Here is a 14,518-nt window from a genome sequence, read left to right as displayed (position 1 = left end):
TTCGTCCAAATGAAGGATGGATTATGAAACACAGATTTAGTGACGAGCAGATCATTGGGATGATCAAGGAATACAACGCGGGCGATAAGGCCGTAACCGGTGGTTTCAGCCCACCTTGCCTGGTTCCGTTTTCTCGACTTCCACGGCTTTAATGAGCTCTGGTAGTCGAGACATATCATTGAAAACAGTGGCAGTTTTTTCTGAACTTTCAGTGGAATGTGGCGCGTAGAGCAGCGCGGTCATTCCGGCTGCGTTTTCGGCTTGAACTCCAACCGCGCTGTCTTCCACAACAATGCAGGAGTTTGGTGCATATCCCATGCATCGGGCGGCGTGGAGGAAAAGGTCAGGTTCAGGTTTCCAACTGTTGACTATGTAGGGACTGTTTAGGTTTGAGCCAAAATAACTCTCCAGACCGCTTACCTTCAAAGCCTGTTCGATTTTTCGGGGAGGCCCACTTAACGCAATGCACTTGGGGCAACACGCACTCCTCAAATTGATGTGTCAAAGAAGGCGGCGAGGCGTTCACGGCTGAAGTCGTCGATGACATTCAGTACGCGGAACCGATGACAATCTTCCAACGCATCGGACGTGAATTCGAGCGACCAACACTTGTTCGGGCCGCGCGGGATCGCGATAGGCGCCCGCGTCCCGGCTGCGCGCTTGCGACCCCCCCCGTTTACGAACGGTTAACGCTTCTTCGCGGTAGAGCCGATTCAGCTTCTTCCAGTTCACCTCCCAGACTTCGCGCTTCAGCAGGATGTGCAGACGACGATAGGCGAGCCAGCGCCGCTCGGACGCCAGTTCCTTCATCATTGCCCGCAGTTCCGTGTCGGCAGGGTGCTTAGGCCGACGCCGATATTCACGTGGATCGATCCCGGCCAACGCACAAGCGCGTCGCTGATTGTGGCCTTTGGTCTTCATCGCCCGATCCAAAGCATTCCTCCTCGAATTGGGCTTCAAAAGTTTTTCCGAGCATCTCTTCCAGCGTCGCCACATTCGTCATCTGCTCGGCCAGCATATTCTTTAGTTTGGCGTTCTAAGATTCCAGAGTCTTTAGCCGACGCGCGTCTGAAGCCTCCATGCCGCTATACTTCGACCGCTATTTGTAGAAGGTCGCGTCGCTAATCCCAGCTTGCGGCAAAGCTCCTTCGCACCAAGCCCAGCCTGTTGCTCCTTCAGGACACCAATAACTTGCCCCTCGCTGAAACGGCTTCTCTTCACCGCTTGTCTCCTTGGTTGGAGAACAGGCTAACCTCAAATCAAGGACTTTTCAGGGGAGCAAATCAACACCTGTTGATTAGGCACTCAATTTCATCCATGTTGAGTTTGCTTGGCTGAAGGAGCGGACCGAATGCAGCATTTTCATGAGGAGGGCACCTCGCTTTGAGCCGGCGCCACGTCCTTATGTACCCTGCCCATACGGTTAGGAACGATAACCCTTTCATTAAGACGTTATCTGAGGCTCTGATAATGCAGGGCGTTCAACTATCAAGTTATAATCCGAGTTTCGCTTTCAGATCCGCCCCAGTAATGCATGTCCATTGGCCGGAGAGAGTTTTTCACAATAGATTAGGAAGCCGGTTTTCAGCGGTGGCCGACTTCTATGCGCGAAATATGTTACGAACGATGGAACGTATTCGGGATGCCGGTGGAAAAGTGGTTTGGACTGCCCACAACCTTGAACCGCACGATGCATGGGGTCCTCGTCAAAAGGAGGTGTGGAATCTTCTTCGACAGGAGTTTTTCCGCAAGGTAACAGATGTAGCCATGCTGTCCTCAGGAGCGCGCATCACCCTATTGCGTTCATTCCCAGAACTGTCGAGCGCAAGGTTTCACACGGTCATGCACCAAAACTTCATAAACTATTTTGGTGGTTTTCAGCTTGAGGATACTAGAAGCCGTCTTGGCTTTCATCCGCAAGATACGGTTTTTCTCACTTTCGGATATATCAAGAGATATAAGCGGGTATCGGAAATGATCCGCGAGTTCCGCTCGGCGAAACTGAAGGCTTCGCGTTTGGTGGTAGCGGGACGGATCGAAAGCTCGTATCGACGCGATGTCGAAGCGGCACGAGGTAGCGATGAGCGCGTAGTGATTTTGGATTATGCATTGGGAGATCAGGAACTGGCATCACTAATAAAGTCTAGTAATGCATGCGTTTTTAATTTTTGCGGCCAATTCAACTCAGGAAGTCTGATAACATCTTTGTCCATTGGAACTCCGGCGATTTTTCCCAAATTCGAGGCTGGTGCTGAAATAGCTGAACGAATTGGAAATGACTATACGCTTCAGGTTCGCGACGCTTTGACATCGGCGGACTTTGTCGAGGCCGCGCGTCGGTATTCAAATGGACATCCTTTGTCAGCCTTGGACCTTTCATTCCTGGACCCTGAAGTCGTTGCCAGAAGGCACATTTCAGCTTATGGAATGGAAAGCGATTAATCCTAGGGTCAGGACTGATCGCCAATAGATGACGAGAGCTGCGAGGGCGATTGCTGCGAGGAAGACCTTCGGGCACCTGTCGTACCGGGTTGCCACGCGGCGCCAATCCTTGAGCCTGCCAAACATGATCTCGATCCGGTTGCGGGGTTTGTATCGGCGCTTGTCGTGCTTCACCGTTGTCTTGCGCTGCTTCCGCCCGGGGATAGAGATCCTTGTTTGCCACTGGCGACAATATCCGAAATTAATGTCGTTCTCTGTGGTCGTTATTTCCCACCTTGATACCATAGCAAGGATTATTGGTTCTGGACTTTTGGTCTTGTGCGCCATTGAGAGGTTCACTGAAATTGGTAGACGCGTACTGAATGCATTGCCGCCATCCAAATCAAACCAGCACGGATCGTGGTGAAAGGTTGGCATGAAGCCAGAACGCACCCAGCGACTTTCGTCAAAAATCAGAGGAAGTCCGCGCTTGGCTTAAATGATGTACTGAGAATGGCTGAGCGATGCCCAATATCGGATGAATGTCAGACCGAAAAGCAAAATCGTGTATGCCAGAGCATAGTCGTTACTCGCTCTCGCTCGGCGCATCTTCGACCTGACCCGGTTGCGAGAGCGAAGAGCCAGCTCCCTCCACGCCACTACCTTCAACCAGAGCGAGGTCGCCGAGCGTGGCGTCTGCCCCCAGATTCAGCCCCGGGAACAAGTCATAGGCGTAGGTGCTTGAGCTTTCTTGCCGATATTCCAGCATCACGTTCTGCTCTTGATCAACATCGTTGACCCTTACGGTTCTCGCAATATTGTCGAACGTCTCGACATTTATGGAGTTATCGGCTCGGATGGTGGGGGTTTGGGAGAGAACGCGACCATCCTCGAACTCTACGAAGGCGTCCTGGTTCCAAAGCAAGGTATTGTTCGATATCACAGCACCATCGGTTCCGTTGACTCGTATACCATTCCACATCGCGGAATAAATCACGTTATCAGCTACTTCAATGTTCTGATAGTAATCACCAATTCCGCGCTTGGAAAATGCTTCATTATTGATGAAAATTCCCTGCGCCGCCGTCCCGTCGCCCGTATGCATCGTGTTAGAGATGATACGGAGATCGCTGGTTATCGTCTCTGTCGAGTTGACAGACCAGACCTGAATGAAATCAGAGTGGTTCACAGATTGGGGAGATCCGTAGTAATCATAGAAGTTGTTGTTCATGATATCTACGCGCTGAACCCCTTCCATCCGGATTCCATCGCCCTGAAATTCGTACCACTCGTTGTTGTTGATCTGCACATCATTTGTTTCATACATGGTGATACCCTGGAAGAAACCGTGAAACTCATTGTTCTCGAGAGTCAGGCCAGAAGTATCGCGGACGATCCCGATGTCAGCGCCCTGAGTCGATGTGCCCACCAAACCTTCGGTCAGTGTTTGAGTGGAATCTGACGCAAATTCAGTGTTTCGAATAGCGATGTTCGTGCTGGCTTCAATGTTGAGCATGCGGCCCGCATCTCGTGAAACCAAGACGCCGTCAATCTCCAGATTGCTCACGTTCTCGAGATCAATCGACTCTATCACGGCAGGATTGAGCGCGTCCTCCGACACAATCGTGACCGCCTGATCTCCGCCATTGGACAGGTTGATCGAGCCTAGATTAGAGCCAGACGAAACAAAGATCGTTCCGCCAGTCGACTGAGAGAGCGTCTCATAAGCAGCAGCGAGTTCACTCACATCGTAGATGATCACTTCTGGTTCCATAACCTGCCCAATGCTGCGATAGTTGCTTAACGTTAGCTTCGGGACGACGCGCACACAATGGCAACAATTGGTTGGAGGCATAAACATAACCGGAATGTTCCCTGTGTTTGGCCCGGAACTCTGGAGTGCCCTGAGCTACCCCCCTGAATTTCGGACACTGACGTAAGCTGCGATTTGTTGTCTGCTGATCTTCGACGAAGAGGAGATCAGAGATGTCGAAACGGAAGAACCACTCGCCCTAGTTCAAGGCGAAAGTCGCGCTTGAGGGTTTGAAGGGTGAGTGAACTGTGGCTGAGCTTGCCAGCCAATTTGGCGTCCATCCCACGATGATCCACTGTTGCAAACGCGCTATGCTGGAAAGCGCGTTCGGCGTGTTTGAACCAGGCGGAAAGAAGTCCCCAGAGATCGACGAAGAGCAGGTCAAAGAACTGCACGCGAAGATCGGGGAGTTGGCTGTCGCCAACTTTTTTGTCACAAAAGCTCAAGCCATGGATCGGCAAGTGAGGCGCAAGATGGTTGAGCCTGCCAATACCAACCTGTCGAGTGTCAAGCAGCGTAAGTGGCTGTCGACCTCGCGGCCGTCGTTTTACTACACGCCCAAGAGCGAGACGGCGATGAACCTGATGTTGATGCGCCAGATCGACGAGCAGTTTCTGGGAACGCCCTTCTTTGGCGTTCGGCAGATGACCCAGCATCTTCGCAACGAAGGCCATCTGGTGAACGAGAAGCGCATCCGTCGCCTGATGCGGCTGATGGGCTTGATGCCCATCTATCAGATAGCCCAACACCAGTAAGGCGGCGAAAGGGCACAAGACCTATCCCTATCTGCTGCGCGGTTTGCGGGTGGCTCGACCCATTCAGGTCTGGGCCGCAGACATCACCTATCTGCCCAAGCGACGTGGGCTCCTGAATCTAGTGACGACTTTGGACCGGCACACCCGAAAGGTTCTGACTTGGCGGATATCGAACACGCTGGAGGCCGGATTTTGCGTTGACGCGCTGAATGAGGCCATGCACCGCTTCGGCCCGCCTAAGATCATGAGCACGGATCAGGGCAACCAGTTCACATCATTTATCTGGACAGACCGCCGGTGCCGAACTGCTACATCAAGAGCCAACGATGCACGGTTCAGGAGCGAACTGCTGAACCTGGAGATCTTCTACTCGCTGAGGCAGGCCCAGATTGTCATCATTGACTGGCTCAGACAGTACAATCACACAAGCCCGAAGCAGGCGCACAATGTGCGTCCCCTATTAGCGAAAATTATATTTGAGAAACCTACGATCCGCGGGCCAAAAACAGTGGCTAGACAGCGGCACGTGAGCCGAGGCTCGCTCCGCGCGGCGAACTCTCCTATTGCAATTGGCTTCAACGACGCATTAGGTCAAGATTGCAATGATGCTAAGCTGCCCCATGTAGTTCAATCACGGCGGCCCACTTTCGGTAAAGACATTACGTCCGCTGTTCCGGAAGCCCTTTCCGAGACATCCAAAAGATGGTCTATCACTAGGACCTAAGACCAAATCCGTTCAAAAAATGACAGAAACCTGCACCTGGATATCTTGTCAAATTGTGAAACAGTTTAGCAAACTTGCAAAGTGTTGACTTGCAGTTTTGAACGGGTATTAGAGCTAGGCTATCGCATAGACCCACCACTCGGGGAATAATCGATGATTGATAAAGACAATTTGATTGTGCCGGATTTTATCGTCATTGGAGCTATGAGATGTGGAACCACGACCCTTTATGAGCACCTTTCCGAGCACCCAGTGATTGGGCTTTCGCGCCAAAAAGAAACGGATTTCTTTGTCGAGTCCTTGAATTGGAAAAGAGGGCCGTTGTGGTACTCTGGCCTATTCGACCCGTCCAAGCCGATTCATGGTGAAATCAGCCCCAACTATGCAAAACAGTCAATTTTTCCTGGCGTTCCTAACCGCATACGTGATCATTGCCCGAATGTTCGCCTGGTTTACATCTTACGCGATCCAGTCGAACGAATGATCTCGCACTATGAGCATGCGCAAGCACTCGGGCGCAACCCGCCAAATCCGGACGATCTTGTTGGTAGTAGCTTTTACTCTAATCTATTGGACACCAGCAAGTACGCCGCAAACCTAGAGAGATACCTCGAATTCTTTCCTCAAGATAAGATTAGGGTTTTGAGTTTTTCGTCTCTCAAGGCCAATCCTCAGTCTTTTTTTGACGAGTTTCTGGATTTTATTGGCGTTCAAAAGATTACGTTTGCTCGGACTGGTCATGCAAACTCATCCAGCGAGTTATCATCACTCAGCGGTCCGTTCAAAAGAGTTAGAAGGAATCGACGTCTCCATAATCTTTGGAGTACTTTAAGTCCGGAAACTCGCGAAAAGCTCCGGCCTATGTTTTCCACGCGTAAGAAAACTCCAATATTGCGAGTTTCAGAATCCGTTAAGGAGAGGATGGCGGAGGATGTTCTCGAAGATGTACAGCGTCTTAGGTCGCTAACTGGCCAGGACTTTGGTGACTGGTCCCTTTAAGGTGGACGTTTAGAGGCGATAACCAATATTGGGCATCCCTCAGCCATTTCAAATACATCTTGTGAGCCAAGCTCCGAACTCCCCCGAATTTTGAGGAATGTCGCCGAGTGAATTCTGGCTTCAAGCTAGTCTTTTACCACGATCCGTGCTGGTTTGATCTGCAACCGTCCGGCTTCTTTTGAGTTCAAAGCGACAGGCTAGGGCCGATCAGGATCAATCCTCCATCTTTTCGCAAGCGTCTGCCGGCGACAGGAAACAATGCGTGTTCAGGCATTCTGCTCTGAACTTGGAGTTGAACGCTTCGATGAAGGCGTTGTCGGTCGGTTTGCCAGGGCGTGAGAAGTCGAGCGGGACACCATTATGGTAGGCCCACAGATCCATATCCCGCGAGATGAACTCGCTGCCATTATCCACCCGCATCGTCGCCGGATAGCCAATCTACCGGCACACCCGCTCCAGCGTGGCAACAACGTCTTCACCCTTGCAGCTGAACCTTGGATCGATGATGGGTGAGAGGCGCGACAGTGTATCGACCACAGTCAGGACGCGCAGCTTACGGCAAGTCGCGAGTTGATCAAAAACGAAGTCCATTGCTCACACCTCATTGGGCCTCATGGCATCCGAGCGATCCTCCCTCAGATTGGCCTTCACCGCCGTTTTGGTGATCTGTCCCGCAATTACAGCTCCATCTAGCGGTAAATTCTACAGACTTTCTTGACGTTGATCGGCCAACCTGCTTCAAAACAAATGCCTTCTGTGCGTCCGTAAATCTCGCTGCTTTCATCGCCCCCTTTCCTTCTCCCAGCCAGAAATTCGTCGCGGAAGACTCCAATCACAAATGGCTGAAAAATGGGCTTCAGAGCTCACCTATCTGAGATTGGTCAAAGCTGCCGGGCTGATGCCGGCTTCAAGACTTGTATAACTTCGCGAAGTGCCTGAGGCAGAAAGATTCTAAGGCAGCCAACATAAATGGCACATCCCAACATTCCGCCGAGTCCTAGCTGAACCGCCGAATGCAATGCCGAAACCCCTCCCTGGGATATGAAGAGCAACACGACCACACTCATAATAAAAGCCACTATCATACTCGGAATGAATGAATAGAACCCCGAAACAGAGTCCATCGCCTCAATTCTGAACACTACAATTCCAGTAAGCAGAACTGTAATGAAACGTGAGGCAAGTATTCCTACGCACGCACCAGTGAGACCATTGAGAAATGCGCCCATGGTAACGAACGCTAATATGAGCAAAGCATTCAGAAAATTCACCTTCACAAGTAAGTCAAACCGGTTAGTTCCTTGGAAATACGACGAGAAAACGCCTTGCGGCCCTTTTAAGGCTCCAGCGATTGCCATTATGGCGAAGATCGAAGAAATCTCCGACCATCGAGCGCCCAACAGAACATCCGTGATTGGAACTGCAACCGCCCACATCCCGAAATAGATGGGAGAAAGGATTGTGGAAGAAACTGATAGTGCCCATCTCAGAAGCTCTTTTCTATCGCCGCCCTCGCGGCTAAGTTTCGAAAAATTTGGAAATATTACGCGACCAAGACTGGAGCCCAGAACTTCCATGGGTAGGACCGTGAACCTGTTGCAAACGAAGAATATCCCGCCGGCGGCGGCATCCAGCACTCGCGTCACAATTAGAACCACACCCTGGTTAGAAAGGTAGTGGCCTATCATCGCAGTAAGGCTCCGCGCTGCTTCAGGCAGCACAGGCTTAATCAATGGCCAGTTGAAGTAAATGCGTGGACGAAACGGCGTAACAACGGACATGGCGATTACGCGCACAATTGAGAACACAATGTGTTGCGCCATCAATGCCCAGACCCCAAACCCCAGAAAAACAAGCAAAATAGCAGAGAATCCGGACGCCAGATTCGATACAATGGTTGGAACAACCTGCTTCCGAAAGGTAAGATTCTTGCTCATCAAGGATACAAAAAACTCGGCAACAAATGTCAGAGGAGCAATCAAACCTATCGTTTGGATGAACACTCTAGAACTAGGCGCACCAAGGAGCTGGCTAATCTGCGGTGCAAATAGAACTAAGGTCATCGACACAAGAAGACCCAAACCTAAGGTGATTAGGAATGCTGTGTGCCACAATTCCGGACTGTGTTCCTCGGCCGCGACAAGCGCGGTATTCACGCTGTGGACCGACATCATCGACATGAGCTGAAACACGGCAATCGCAACCGCGACAGCCCCAAACTCCTCTGCGCCGATGAATCTAGCGAGTATCGGAATGGTCAGAAACTTCAAGCCAACCGCCACGAAGTTCATCGCGGCAACCCAGCGAGCATCCTCACCAACCTTTGAGAAGTCGGAGGGCATTAGGCCGTTTTCCTCAATATTTTTAACTAGTTAACATGTGGCCCATCGCCTTAGGGCAGAATTCTTATCAAGTAAATAAATTATCTACAAGATCTACCCTCGTGCAACCAAAAAAATGGAGCAAATCTCCGACTCTCACCCCGGTAAGTTCTTCCTGGAAACGGCTTTGGTCAACACCTATCCCGTCCCATTCACTGAATGCTCGGTGGAGCACATATGCAATCGCAATTGGACTGAGACCCGTTCTGGGCGTCGAGCGTTCGGTATCGTTGCATTTGAGCGGATAATGCCGAGTTGCGCAAGGCGATGAACCAGGTCGCTGCGGAACGTCGGCGGTTCGGCTATCGACCCGTGCATTTGATGCTCGAACGCTAAGGTTGGCAGGTCAACAAGAAGTAGCTGAGGCAACTCTATCGCGAAGAGAGTTTGCAGGTAAGGAAGCGCGGCCGATGAAGAAAAGCTCTGGGGCGCGAAGGCCAATGTTGGTGCCAGAGTGCCCAAATGAGCGGTGGAGCCTAGACTTCGTCCCGGATGCCTTTGCCGGCCGGCGCAGGTTCCGTGTGCTGCCTAACGTGGACGCCTACATTCGTGAGTGCGTGACCTTGGTTGCAGATACATCGCTATCCTGACTACGTGTCAAGCGGGAGTTGACCGCGATCAAAGCGCGACGCGGATAACCAAGAACGAATGTCAGTGATAATGGCACGGAACTGACTAGCATGGCAGTCTTAAGACGGTGCCTGGTGACCCGGATCGACTGTCACTACCTCGCCCGGGCAAGTTAATGCAGAGCGACTTCATCGAGGCGTTCAAAGGCAGCTTCTGGGAAGAGCTCTTTGACGAAACCCTGCTCCAATCGCTGACCGAGGCCAGAGAGAAGATCACCACATCGAAGGAAGACACAAACCGACACACACCCCACTCGTCCCGCGGCAATCTCACACCGTGGGAATTTGCCACGAAATCGAGACTGGAGAATAAGGCCACATGAGGCCAAAAATCACCCATCGGATTTTCCCAACGGCTGGTGGAAATTCGGGTCTCAGGTCACAATCTCTGAACTGCCTGTCAACCTGGGTGTAGAGATTTTTCTAAGTTCGCATCTTCCAACTTGGATTGACTCCTGCATCCCTTTTTTGCTCCAGATGATACAGCTACTGACACTTTAGCTATTATTGATTGGAGTCTGTTAATGAGCACGCTGCATTTCGTGGCACTGGTGGTACTAGCAGTCGCTCTTTCGACTATCTTGGCGATCTGGTATTACCAGACCCACTCGATCTATCGCTTTCCGCAAGATGCAGTGCGTCCGGAAGGGGACCTTTCGATGTATGAGGTGGTCAAGTTTGCTGGCGGCGACGGAACGTCTATTGAGGCTTGGATTACTCCACGCGAAGGGGATGCTCCAATTCTGCTGACATTTGGCGGCAATTTCGCGGGTATAGATAGGATGGCGCAGCATATGGCAAGCTTTGCGTCTCTTGGCATCGGCATCGTTATTATGCGCTATCGCGGTCAAAATGGCGCTTCTGGTCGTCCTTCAGAGATATCAATAAAGGGGGATGCACTGGCACTCTATGACCAACTCGATGCGATTTTGCCGGAGCCCGTTCCAGCCGAAAAGAGGTTCATCTATGGATTCAGTTTGGGAACTTCGCCAGCAGTCCACGTGGCCAGAAATCGCGAGGTGCAAGGCCTCGTTGTCGAGGCCGGCTTCGATAAGCTTTGTAGGTATCAGAGTAAGCGCTTGAAGGGCATACCAATGTGCCTGCTTATGTGGAATGAGCGCCATGAGGCGGTAGCCGATATTGCTCATGTTAGAGCACCCTTGCTGTTCGGACATGGAGTTCAGGATAAGGCACTGCCGTTAGAATGGGCCGAGGCACTTTTTTCGGAAGCTCCCGACGAAAAGGAGTTTCATACGTACCGCAATGGCACGCATTCGAATCTATTGACGCAGGGTTTTGCCAGCGAGGTCTTGTCATTTCTAAAGAAGTAGTTGGGCAGCAGTTGTTCCGAGACAGCGAAGAATTCGCGCATTCCACGGTTTTCGGCGCGAGCGGCGAGTTTGAAACCGGTTCGTTCGGTTGGCTTGAGCTTGTTTTACTGTGGATAGCCAAGTGGCGACCTGTCTGATCTATTGTGGATTGCAGACGCGCAGGTCTTGGTCAGCAGCCACTCCACACCTTCCTTGCCGATCCGCTTGCGGCAGTTGGTCAGCGAACTCGACGCAAGCCACGATGCTGCCGAACGCAAGAGCTCATAGAAAAAGAGCACGCTAGACCGCCAAAATTGCAAGAGCGGGGGTAACTCTCGAAATTGCTGCATGCCGGTCTGACCCACCTTCTCGGGCGTGTATGACGCCATTTCGCTAAGGTTTCGAACAAGCCGCAGTGCCCAATTCGAGTGGAAGCATCAATCCCACCCCCTGTTTCCGACGCGCGTATTGGAAGGGTTGAGGCAAGAACGACAGAGGATTTTTCTTGGTCCAATCCATCACGCAAAAAATTTCTATTTTGTTATCGGCCCCTTTGTATGTACCAGCCACTGTTCGCAAGTAATTTCTGGTATGTTCTCGGGAGTCGCTCATATGTATTCGGCCTGTTGGCCGACGCGCGGGCCGTGGTCTTGTTGGGGTTACGCGCGCGCTGTGATCTCAGTACCTACAAGGTCTATGCAGACCGTATGGGCCGTTAGATACTGGGGGCGGAAATTTTCCGTTCCATGCTTTTTGTCAGTCTCGAATTCCTTTGGATTATCTCGGAGTTTTGACATCGATAGCAACCTCATCTCTTGGTGAGTCAAACGCCGTTTTATGTTTCAATATGCTCCATGCCCTTCGCGCCAGTTTTTTGGCCAGGCGCCTGCCAATTTGTTGCTGTTCATGCCTTCCGCAGCTTTGGGCAACCCGTCGCCGAAGCTGAAGTCCGGCCATCAATTTGTGCGCATCAAAATGACCTTGACTGCTTGAACGAAGAGCATTCGCAAACATTGGCTACTGCGTTTGGTGATGCGCCCCAGGACCGATCGCCCGCCTGTGCACTATTGACGGGATACAAGGCCAACCCATGGCGCGAAGTCGCGCCCTCGACAAACTGCCTCACCCGTTTCAACTGCTGCTACCATCGCGGTCGAGATCCTCGCGTCAATGCCGGGGATGGTCATGACGATGACGCAGTTCTCTTCGGCATGACTGATCAACTCGATCTCCCTCGAAACTGTATCGATCCGATCATCAAGCCAAAACCAATCACCATAAAGGCCAATCAAGATCGAACGCTTCCGCAGGGATATCACGTCTTTGCGCTCTTCCAAGATCGTTTCGAACGAGCTCTTCGAGCACGCAGCCCCTTCCGCACCGTAATGCCAGGCGCGGATCTGGTTGATAGTTGCAGTTCGACGCGACACCAGGCGGGACCGAACGCGATGGTGCACCTGCAGGTCAAGCTGCTTCTGGTTCTTCTCGGGACAAACGGCAGATTTGCAAATTCCGATGTCTATCGACATCAGCTCAACAATTATGGACTTCGCCATGCTACTTCTCCATCTTGCAGAAATAGACAATGCCTAACCTGCTGAGTGAAGCAGCCGGTACATCCCATTATTCGCTCAAAGAACTCCCAATAGAACAGCGTGTTCGGCGCGCGAAATCGTGCTGTAAGTCGATGATGTCGGTCAGGCGTGGGCGCAGCAGATCGTCCTGTTCAGGGGCGCGGAGTTTCGGCTTCATGGGGCCTTGGAAGTTGCAGGGCTTTCTCTCATTTCGTCGCAAACCCTGCAATCCAAGAGTATCTCCAAGCCCCCTCAGCCAGCGAAATCAGACGCTTGCGCGTTGTTTGGAACCAACCTTTGAGCGGTCCGCGTTGGTGTTTTGTTCATCCGAAAGTCAACAAGCTTCCGCTTTCATCCACGTGCCAGAGGGAAGGCCATCTTTTTCAAGTTGACTTCTACCTCCTATGACTTCGAAGGCCGCGACCCGTTTTACACGCACAAAAGACATTGCATCATTAGCACCGAATATCTGTTGGCAAGATTACGCTGATCGGTTGCCACTAAAGATGTTGGCGTTCGCCAAGTCGGCATTCTGTAATACACATAGCTGTAATGACCCTAGGCGAGACAATCTAGAGGTGAAATGGAGCAAGTATGGTGGCGGCGTACGGCCTTTTTGGATTATCTGCTGGCATTGCCGCATCGGTGATTGCCGTATTTCTCGGCGCGAACTTATTTATCTGCATAGTTTCGTATTTTGCGGGATCTACAGTGGCTGTAGTACTACTTGCACTCAATCGGCTGTTAAAGTCGGACTAGAACTCGTTGAAGCTTGTCGGGAAATGAAAAGGGCACGTTAGGGCGTGTTGACAATAGGGATTCAGATGGCGCGGTGAGCGTGATTCAAGCTGGCAACTGCGATGGAGACCAACTTGGCACGAGACCTGGTGTCGGACGAGGAATGGGCGTTTTGTGAGCGGTTCATCCTAGCGGTCCGCGCCCCGAACGGGCGCAATCCTTCCAAACACCGCTTTGTTCTTGATGGGATTTTCTGGATTGCGCGGACGGGTGCCCCAAGGCGCGACCTGCCCGGGGAGTTCGGGAAGTGGCCGAGCGTTTACCTGCAGTTCCGGTGTTGGACACTGGCGGGGCTCTGGGAGGAGACAATGGACGCCCTGAACCAGAGTGGGGCGGTGCCACCCGCGCGCTTGTGCGTCTGGAGGGTGCAGAAGCCAAAATTGAGACCTCGTCAGTCACGCGCGGCGTTGTTCCTGACCCCGAAACCCGGGCGAGCTCAGACGCTGTAGCGGACGCGTTTGGCTATGCAGAAATGCAGATCGTCTCATTCGAAGATTTGTTTGGCGGTTAACTCCACGCAGCCGTGGATCACCAGCATCCACGAGATCTTGATGACGTAAAGCTTCTCTACGAACATGAAGGACTGACGGATGATCTGTTCTGGACTTTCCTGATCTACACTGCCTGTTCGGCACGTCCGGCCCACGAATTACTGAATCCCAGTCTGATTGCCCTCGATCAACCTTATGTGTGTGAGTTTGAGGGGATGACTAAGTCAGCCGTCGGCCTGGATTGACCTACTGACGACGCGCAACCAACTGATTGCATATATCCAATCTCGCTTCGACAAACCCACCAGACATTATTGGCTCAGTTTGCAGGATGGCGCGCTGGATTTCGCCGCAATTAATCTACCGCAGGCCGCCAGTCTTCTCGCCGTGCGTTGGAGTTTTTCAATCTGGAGCGCTTGATCCGGGACAAGCCGAGGGCGTGGCAAGGTGTGATGCAACGCGAAAATATGGATTTCTGTTTGAAAACAGGGGCCGTCAGAACGCTAGGGTCAGGATTCATAACCAATAGATGACGGTTGCTGCGAGCGCGATGGCAGAAAGGAGTACTTTGGGACAGCGGTCATAGCGGGTTGCGACGCGTCTCCAGTCCTTGAGTCTGCCGA

Annotated in this window: 13 protein-coding genes and 4 pseudogenes; 9 read left to right on the top strand and 8 right to left on the bottom strand. The window is 51.9% G+C overall.

The features are described from left to right. The first annotated feature begins 23 nt into the window (after positions 1–23). Positions 24–152, top strand: coding sequence for a hypothetical protein (locus tag ACR0J0_RS12525; RefSeq protein WP_480664668.1), 129 nt, complete (start codon positions 24–26; stop codon positions 150–152). On the opposite strand, the gene ACR0J0_RS12520 is transcribed toward ACR0J0_RS12525, so the two are convergent. Together ACR0J0_RS12520 and ACR0J0_RS12515 are read right to left on the bottom strand one after the other, a co-directional pair. Next, a complete protein-coding gene (locus ACR0J0_RS12520; protein ID WP_480664419.1) occupies positions 106–492 on the bottom strand; it encodes an HAD-IA family hydrolase in 387 nt (128 codons plus the stop codon). The two genes, ACR0J0_RS12525 and ACR0J0_RS12520, sit on opposite strands and share 47 nt — an antisense overlap. Then, a pseudogene (locus ACR0J0_RS12515) lies at positions 492–1,221 on the bottom strand (transposase); the annotation flags it as partial. The pseudogene ACR0J0_RS12515 and the gene ACR0J0_RS12520, both read right to left, overlap by 1 nt. A 369-nt stretch (positions 1,222–1,590) precedes the next feature. Here ACR0J0_RS12515 and ACR0J0_RS12510 point away from each other — a divergent pair. Beyond that, positions 1,591–2,442 (top strand): glycosyltransferase family protein, encoded by an 852-nt coding sequence (locus ACR0J0_RS12510; RefSeq protein WP_480664417.1) that lies wholly within the window; start codon positions 1,591–1,593, stop codon positions 2,440–2,442. On the opposite strand, the gene ACR0J0_RS12505 is transcribed toward ACR0J0_RS12510, so the two are convergent. Together ACR0J0_RS12505 and ACR0J0_RS12500 are read right to left on the bottom strand one after the other, a co-directional pair. Next, positions 2,416–2,727 (bottom strand): transposase, encoded by a 312-nt coding sequence (locus tag ACR0J0_RS12505; protein WP_480664658.1) that lies wholly within the window; start codon positions 2,725–2,727, stop codon positions 2,416–2,418. The genes ACR0J0_RS12510 and ACR0J0_RS12505 overlap by 27 nt on opposite strands. A gap of 280 nt (positions 2,728–3,007) precedes the next feature. Then, complete coding sequence (locus ACR0J0_RS12500; protein WP_480664415.1) at positions 3,008–4,183, bottom strand: right-handed parallel beta-helix repeat-containing protein; 1,176 nt, start codon at positions 4,181–4,183, stop codon at positions 3,008–3,010. 362 nt (positions 4,184–4,545) lie between these two features. On the opposite strand from ACR0J0_RS12500, the gene ACR0J0_RS12495 reads away from it, so the two are divergent. From ACR0J0_RS12495 to ACR0J0_RS12485, 3 genes are all read left to right on the top strand, one after another. Next, a complete protein-coding gene (locus ACR0J0_RS12495; RefSeq protein WP_480664413.1) occupies positions 4,546–4,989 on the top strand; it encodes an IS3 family transposase in 444 nt (147 codons plus the stop codon). Between the two features lie 49 nt (positions 4,990–5,038). Beyond that, positions 5,039–5,713 carry a transposase gene (locus ACR0J0_RS12490; RefSeq protein ID WP_480664411.1) on the top strand — a complete coding sequence of 225 codons (675 nt, stop codon included), beginning with the start codon at positions 5,039–5,041 and terminating at the stop codon, positions 5,711–5,713. Positions 5,714–5,866: 153 nt separating this feature from the next. Next, positions 5,867–6,712, top strand: a complete 846-nt coding sequence (locus ACR0J0_RS12485) for a sulfotransferase domain-containing protein (protein WP_480664409.1) — start codon at positions 5,867–5,869, stop codon at positions 6,710–6,712. A gap of 216 nt (positions 6,713–6,928) precedes the next feature. Here ACR0J0_RS12485 and ACR0J0_RS12480 read toward each other — a convergent pair. Together ACR0J0_RS12480 and ACR0J0_RS12475 are read right to left on the bottom strand one after the other, a co-directional pair. After that, a pseudogene (locus ACR0J0_RS12480) lies at positions 6,929–7,446 on the bottom strand (DDE-type integrase/transposase/recombinase); the annotation flags it as partial. Positions 7,447–7,593: 147 nt separating this feature from the next. Next, positions 7,594–9,054: an oligosaccharide flippase family protein gene (locus ACR0J0_RS12475; RefSeq protein WP_480664407.1), complete on the bottom strand. Its 1,461-nt coding sequence runs from the start codon at positions 9,052–9,054 to the stop codon at positions 7,594–7,596. 736 nt (positions 9,055–9,790) lie between these two features. Here ACR0J0_RS12475 and ACR0J0_RS12470 point away from each other — a divergent pair. Then, entirely contained in the window at positions 9,791–10,045 is a 255-nt protein-coding gene (locus tag ACR0J0_RS12470) for an integrase core domain-containing protein (RefSeq protein ID WP_480664405.1), read from the top strand. A gap of 201 nt (positions 10,046–10,246) precedes the next feature. Beyond that, the gene (locus ACR0J0_RS12465) at positions 10,247–11,053 is read left to right on the top strand and encodes an alpha/beta hydrolase (RefSeq protein ID WP_480664403.1); all 807 of its coding nucleotides are present in this window, start codon (positions 10,247–10,249) and stop codon (positions 11,051–11,053) included. Positions 11,054–12,096: 1,043 nt separating this feature from the next. On the opposite strand, the gene ACR0J0_RS12460 is transcribed toward ACR0J0_RS12465, so the two are convergent. Continuing rightward, complete coding sequence (locus ACR0J0_RS12460; RefSeq protein WP_480664401.1) at positions 12,097–12,588, bottom strand: transposase; 492 nt, start codon at positions 12,586–12,588, stop codon at positions 12,097–12,099. Between the two features lie 878 nt (positions 12,589–13,466). Between ACR0J0_RS12460 and ACR0J0_RS12455 the strand changes: the two are divergent. Together ACR0J0_RS12455 and ACR0J0_RS12450 are read left to right on the top strand one after the other, a co-directional pair. Further along, positions 13,467–13,745, top strand: a pseudogene (locus ACR0J0_RS12455) (transposase); the annotation flags it as partial. Continuing rightward, the gene (locus tag ACR0J0_RS12450; RefSeq protein ID WP_480664667.1) at positions 13,652–13,915 is read left to right on the top strand and encodes a hypothetical protein; all 264 of its coding nucleotides are present in this window, start codon (positions 13,652–13,654) and stop codon (positions 13,913–13,915) included. The pseudogene ACR0J0_RS12455 and the gene ACR0J0_RS12450, both read left to right, overlap by 94 nt. A 496-nt stretch (positions 13,916–14,411) precedes the next feature. Here ACR0J0_RS12450 and ACR0J0_RS12445 read toward each other — a convergent pair. Further along, positions 14,412–14,518: pseudogene (locus ACR0J0_RS12445) on the bottom strand (IS5/IS1182 family transposase); the annotation flags it as partial.

It is taken from the genome of Ruegeria sp. BF12, from assembly GCF_056538705.1.
This window is presented reverse-complemented; position numbering and strand designations above follow the sequence as displayed.

What these genes read in the sequence shown, in the direction of transcription:
- ACR0J0_RS12460 (WP_480664401.1), bottom strand. Translation starts at nt 12,588, where the DNA reads ATGGCGAAGTCCATAATTGTTGAGCTGATGTCGATAGACATCGGAATT.
- ACR0J0_RS12475 (WP_480664407.1), bottom strand. Translation starts at nt 9,054, where the DNA reads ATGCCCTCCGACTTCTCAAAGGTTGGTGAGGATGCTCGCTGGGTTGCC.
- ACR0J0_RS12465 (WP_480664403.1), top strand. Translation starts at nt 10,247, where the DNA reads ATGAGCACGCTGCATTTCGTGGCACTGGTGGTACTAGCAGTCGCTCTT.
- ACR0J0_RS12505 (WP_480664658.1), bottom strand. Translation starts at nt 2,727, where the DNA reads ATGGTATCAAGGTGGGAAATAACGACCACAGAGAACGACATTAATTTC.
- ACR0J0_RS12525 (WP_480664668.1), top strand. Translation starts at nt 24, where the DNA reads ATGAAACACAGATTTAGTGACGAGCAGATCATTGGGATGATCAAGGAA.
- ACR0J0_RS12495 (WP_480664413.1), top strand. Translation starts at nt 4,546, where the DNA reads ATGCTGGAAAGCGCGTTCGGCGTGTTTGAACCAGGCGGAAAGAAGTCC.
- ACR0J0_RS12485 (WP_480664409.1), top strand. Translation starts at nt 5,867, where the DNA reads ATGATTGATAAAGACAATTTGATTGTGCCGGATTTTATCGTCATTGGA.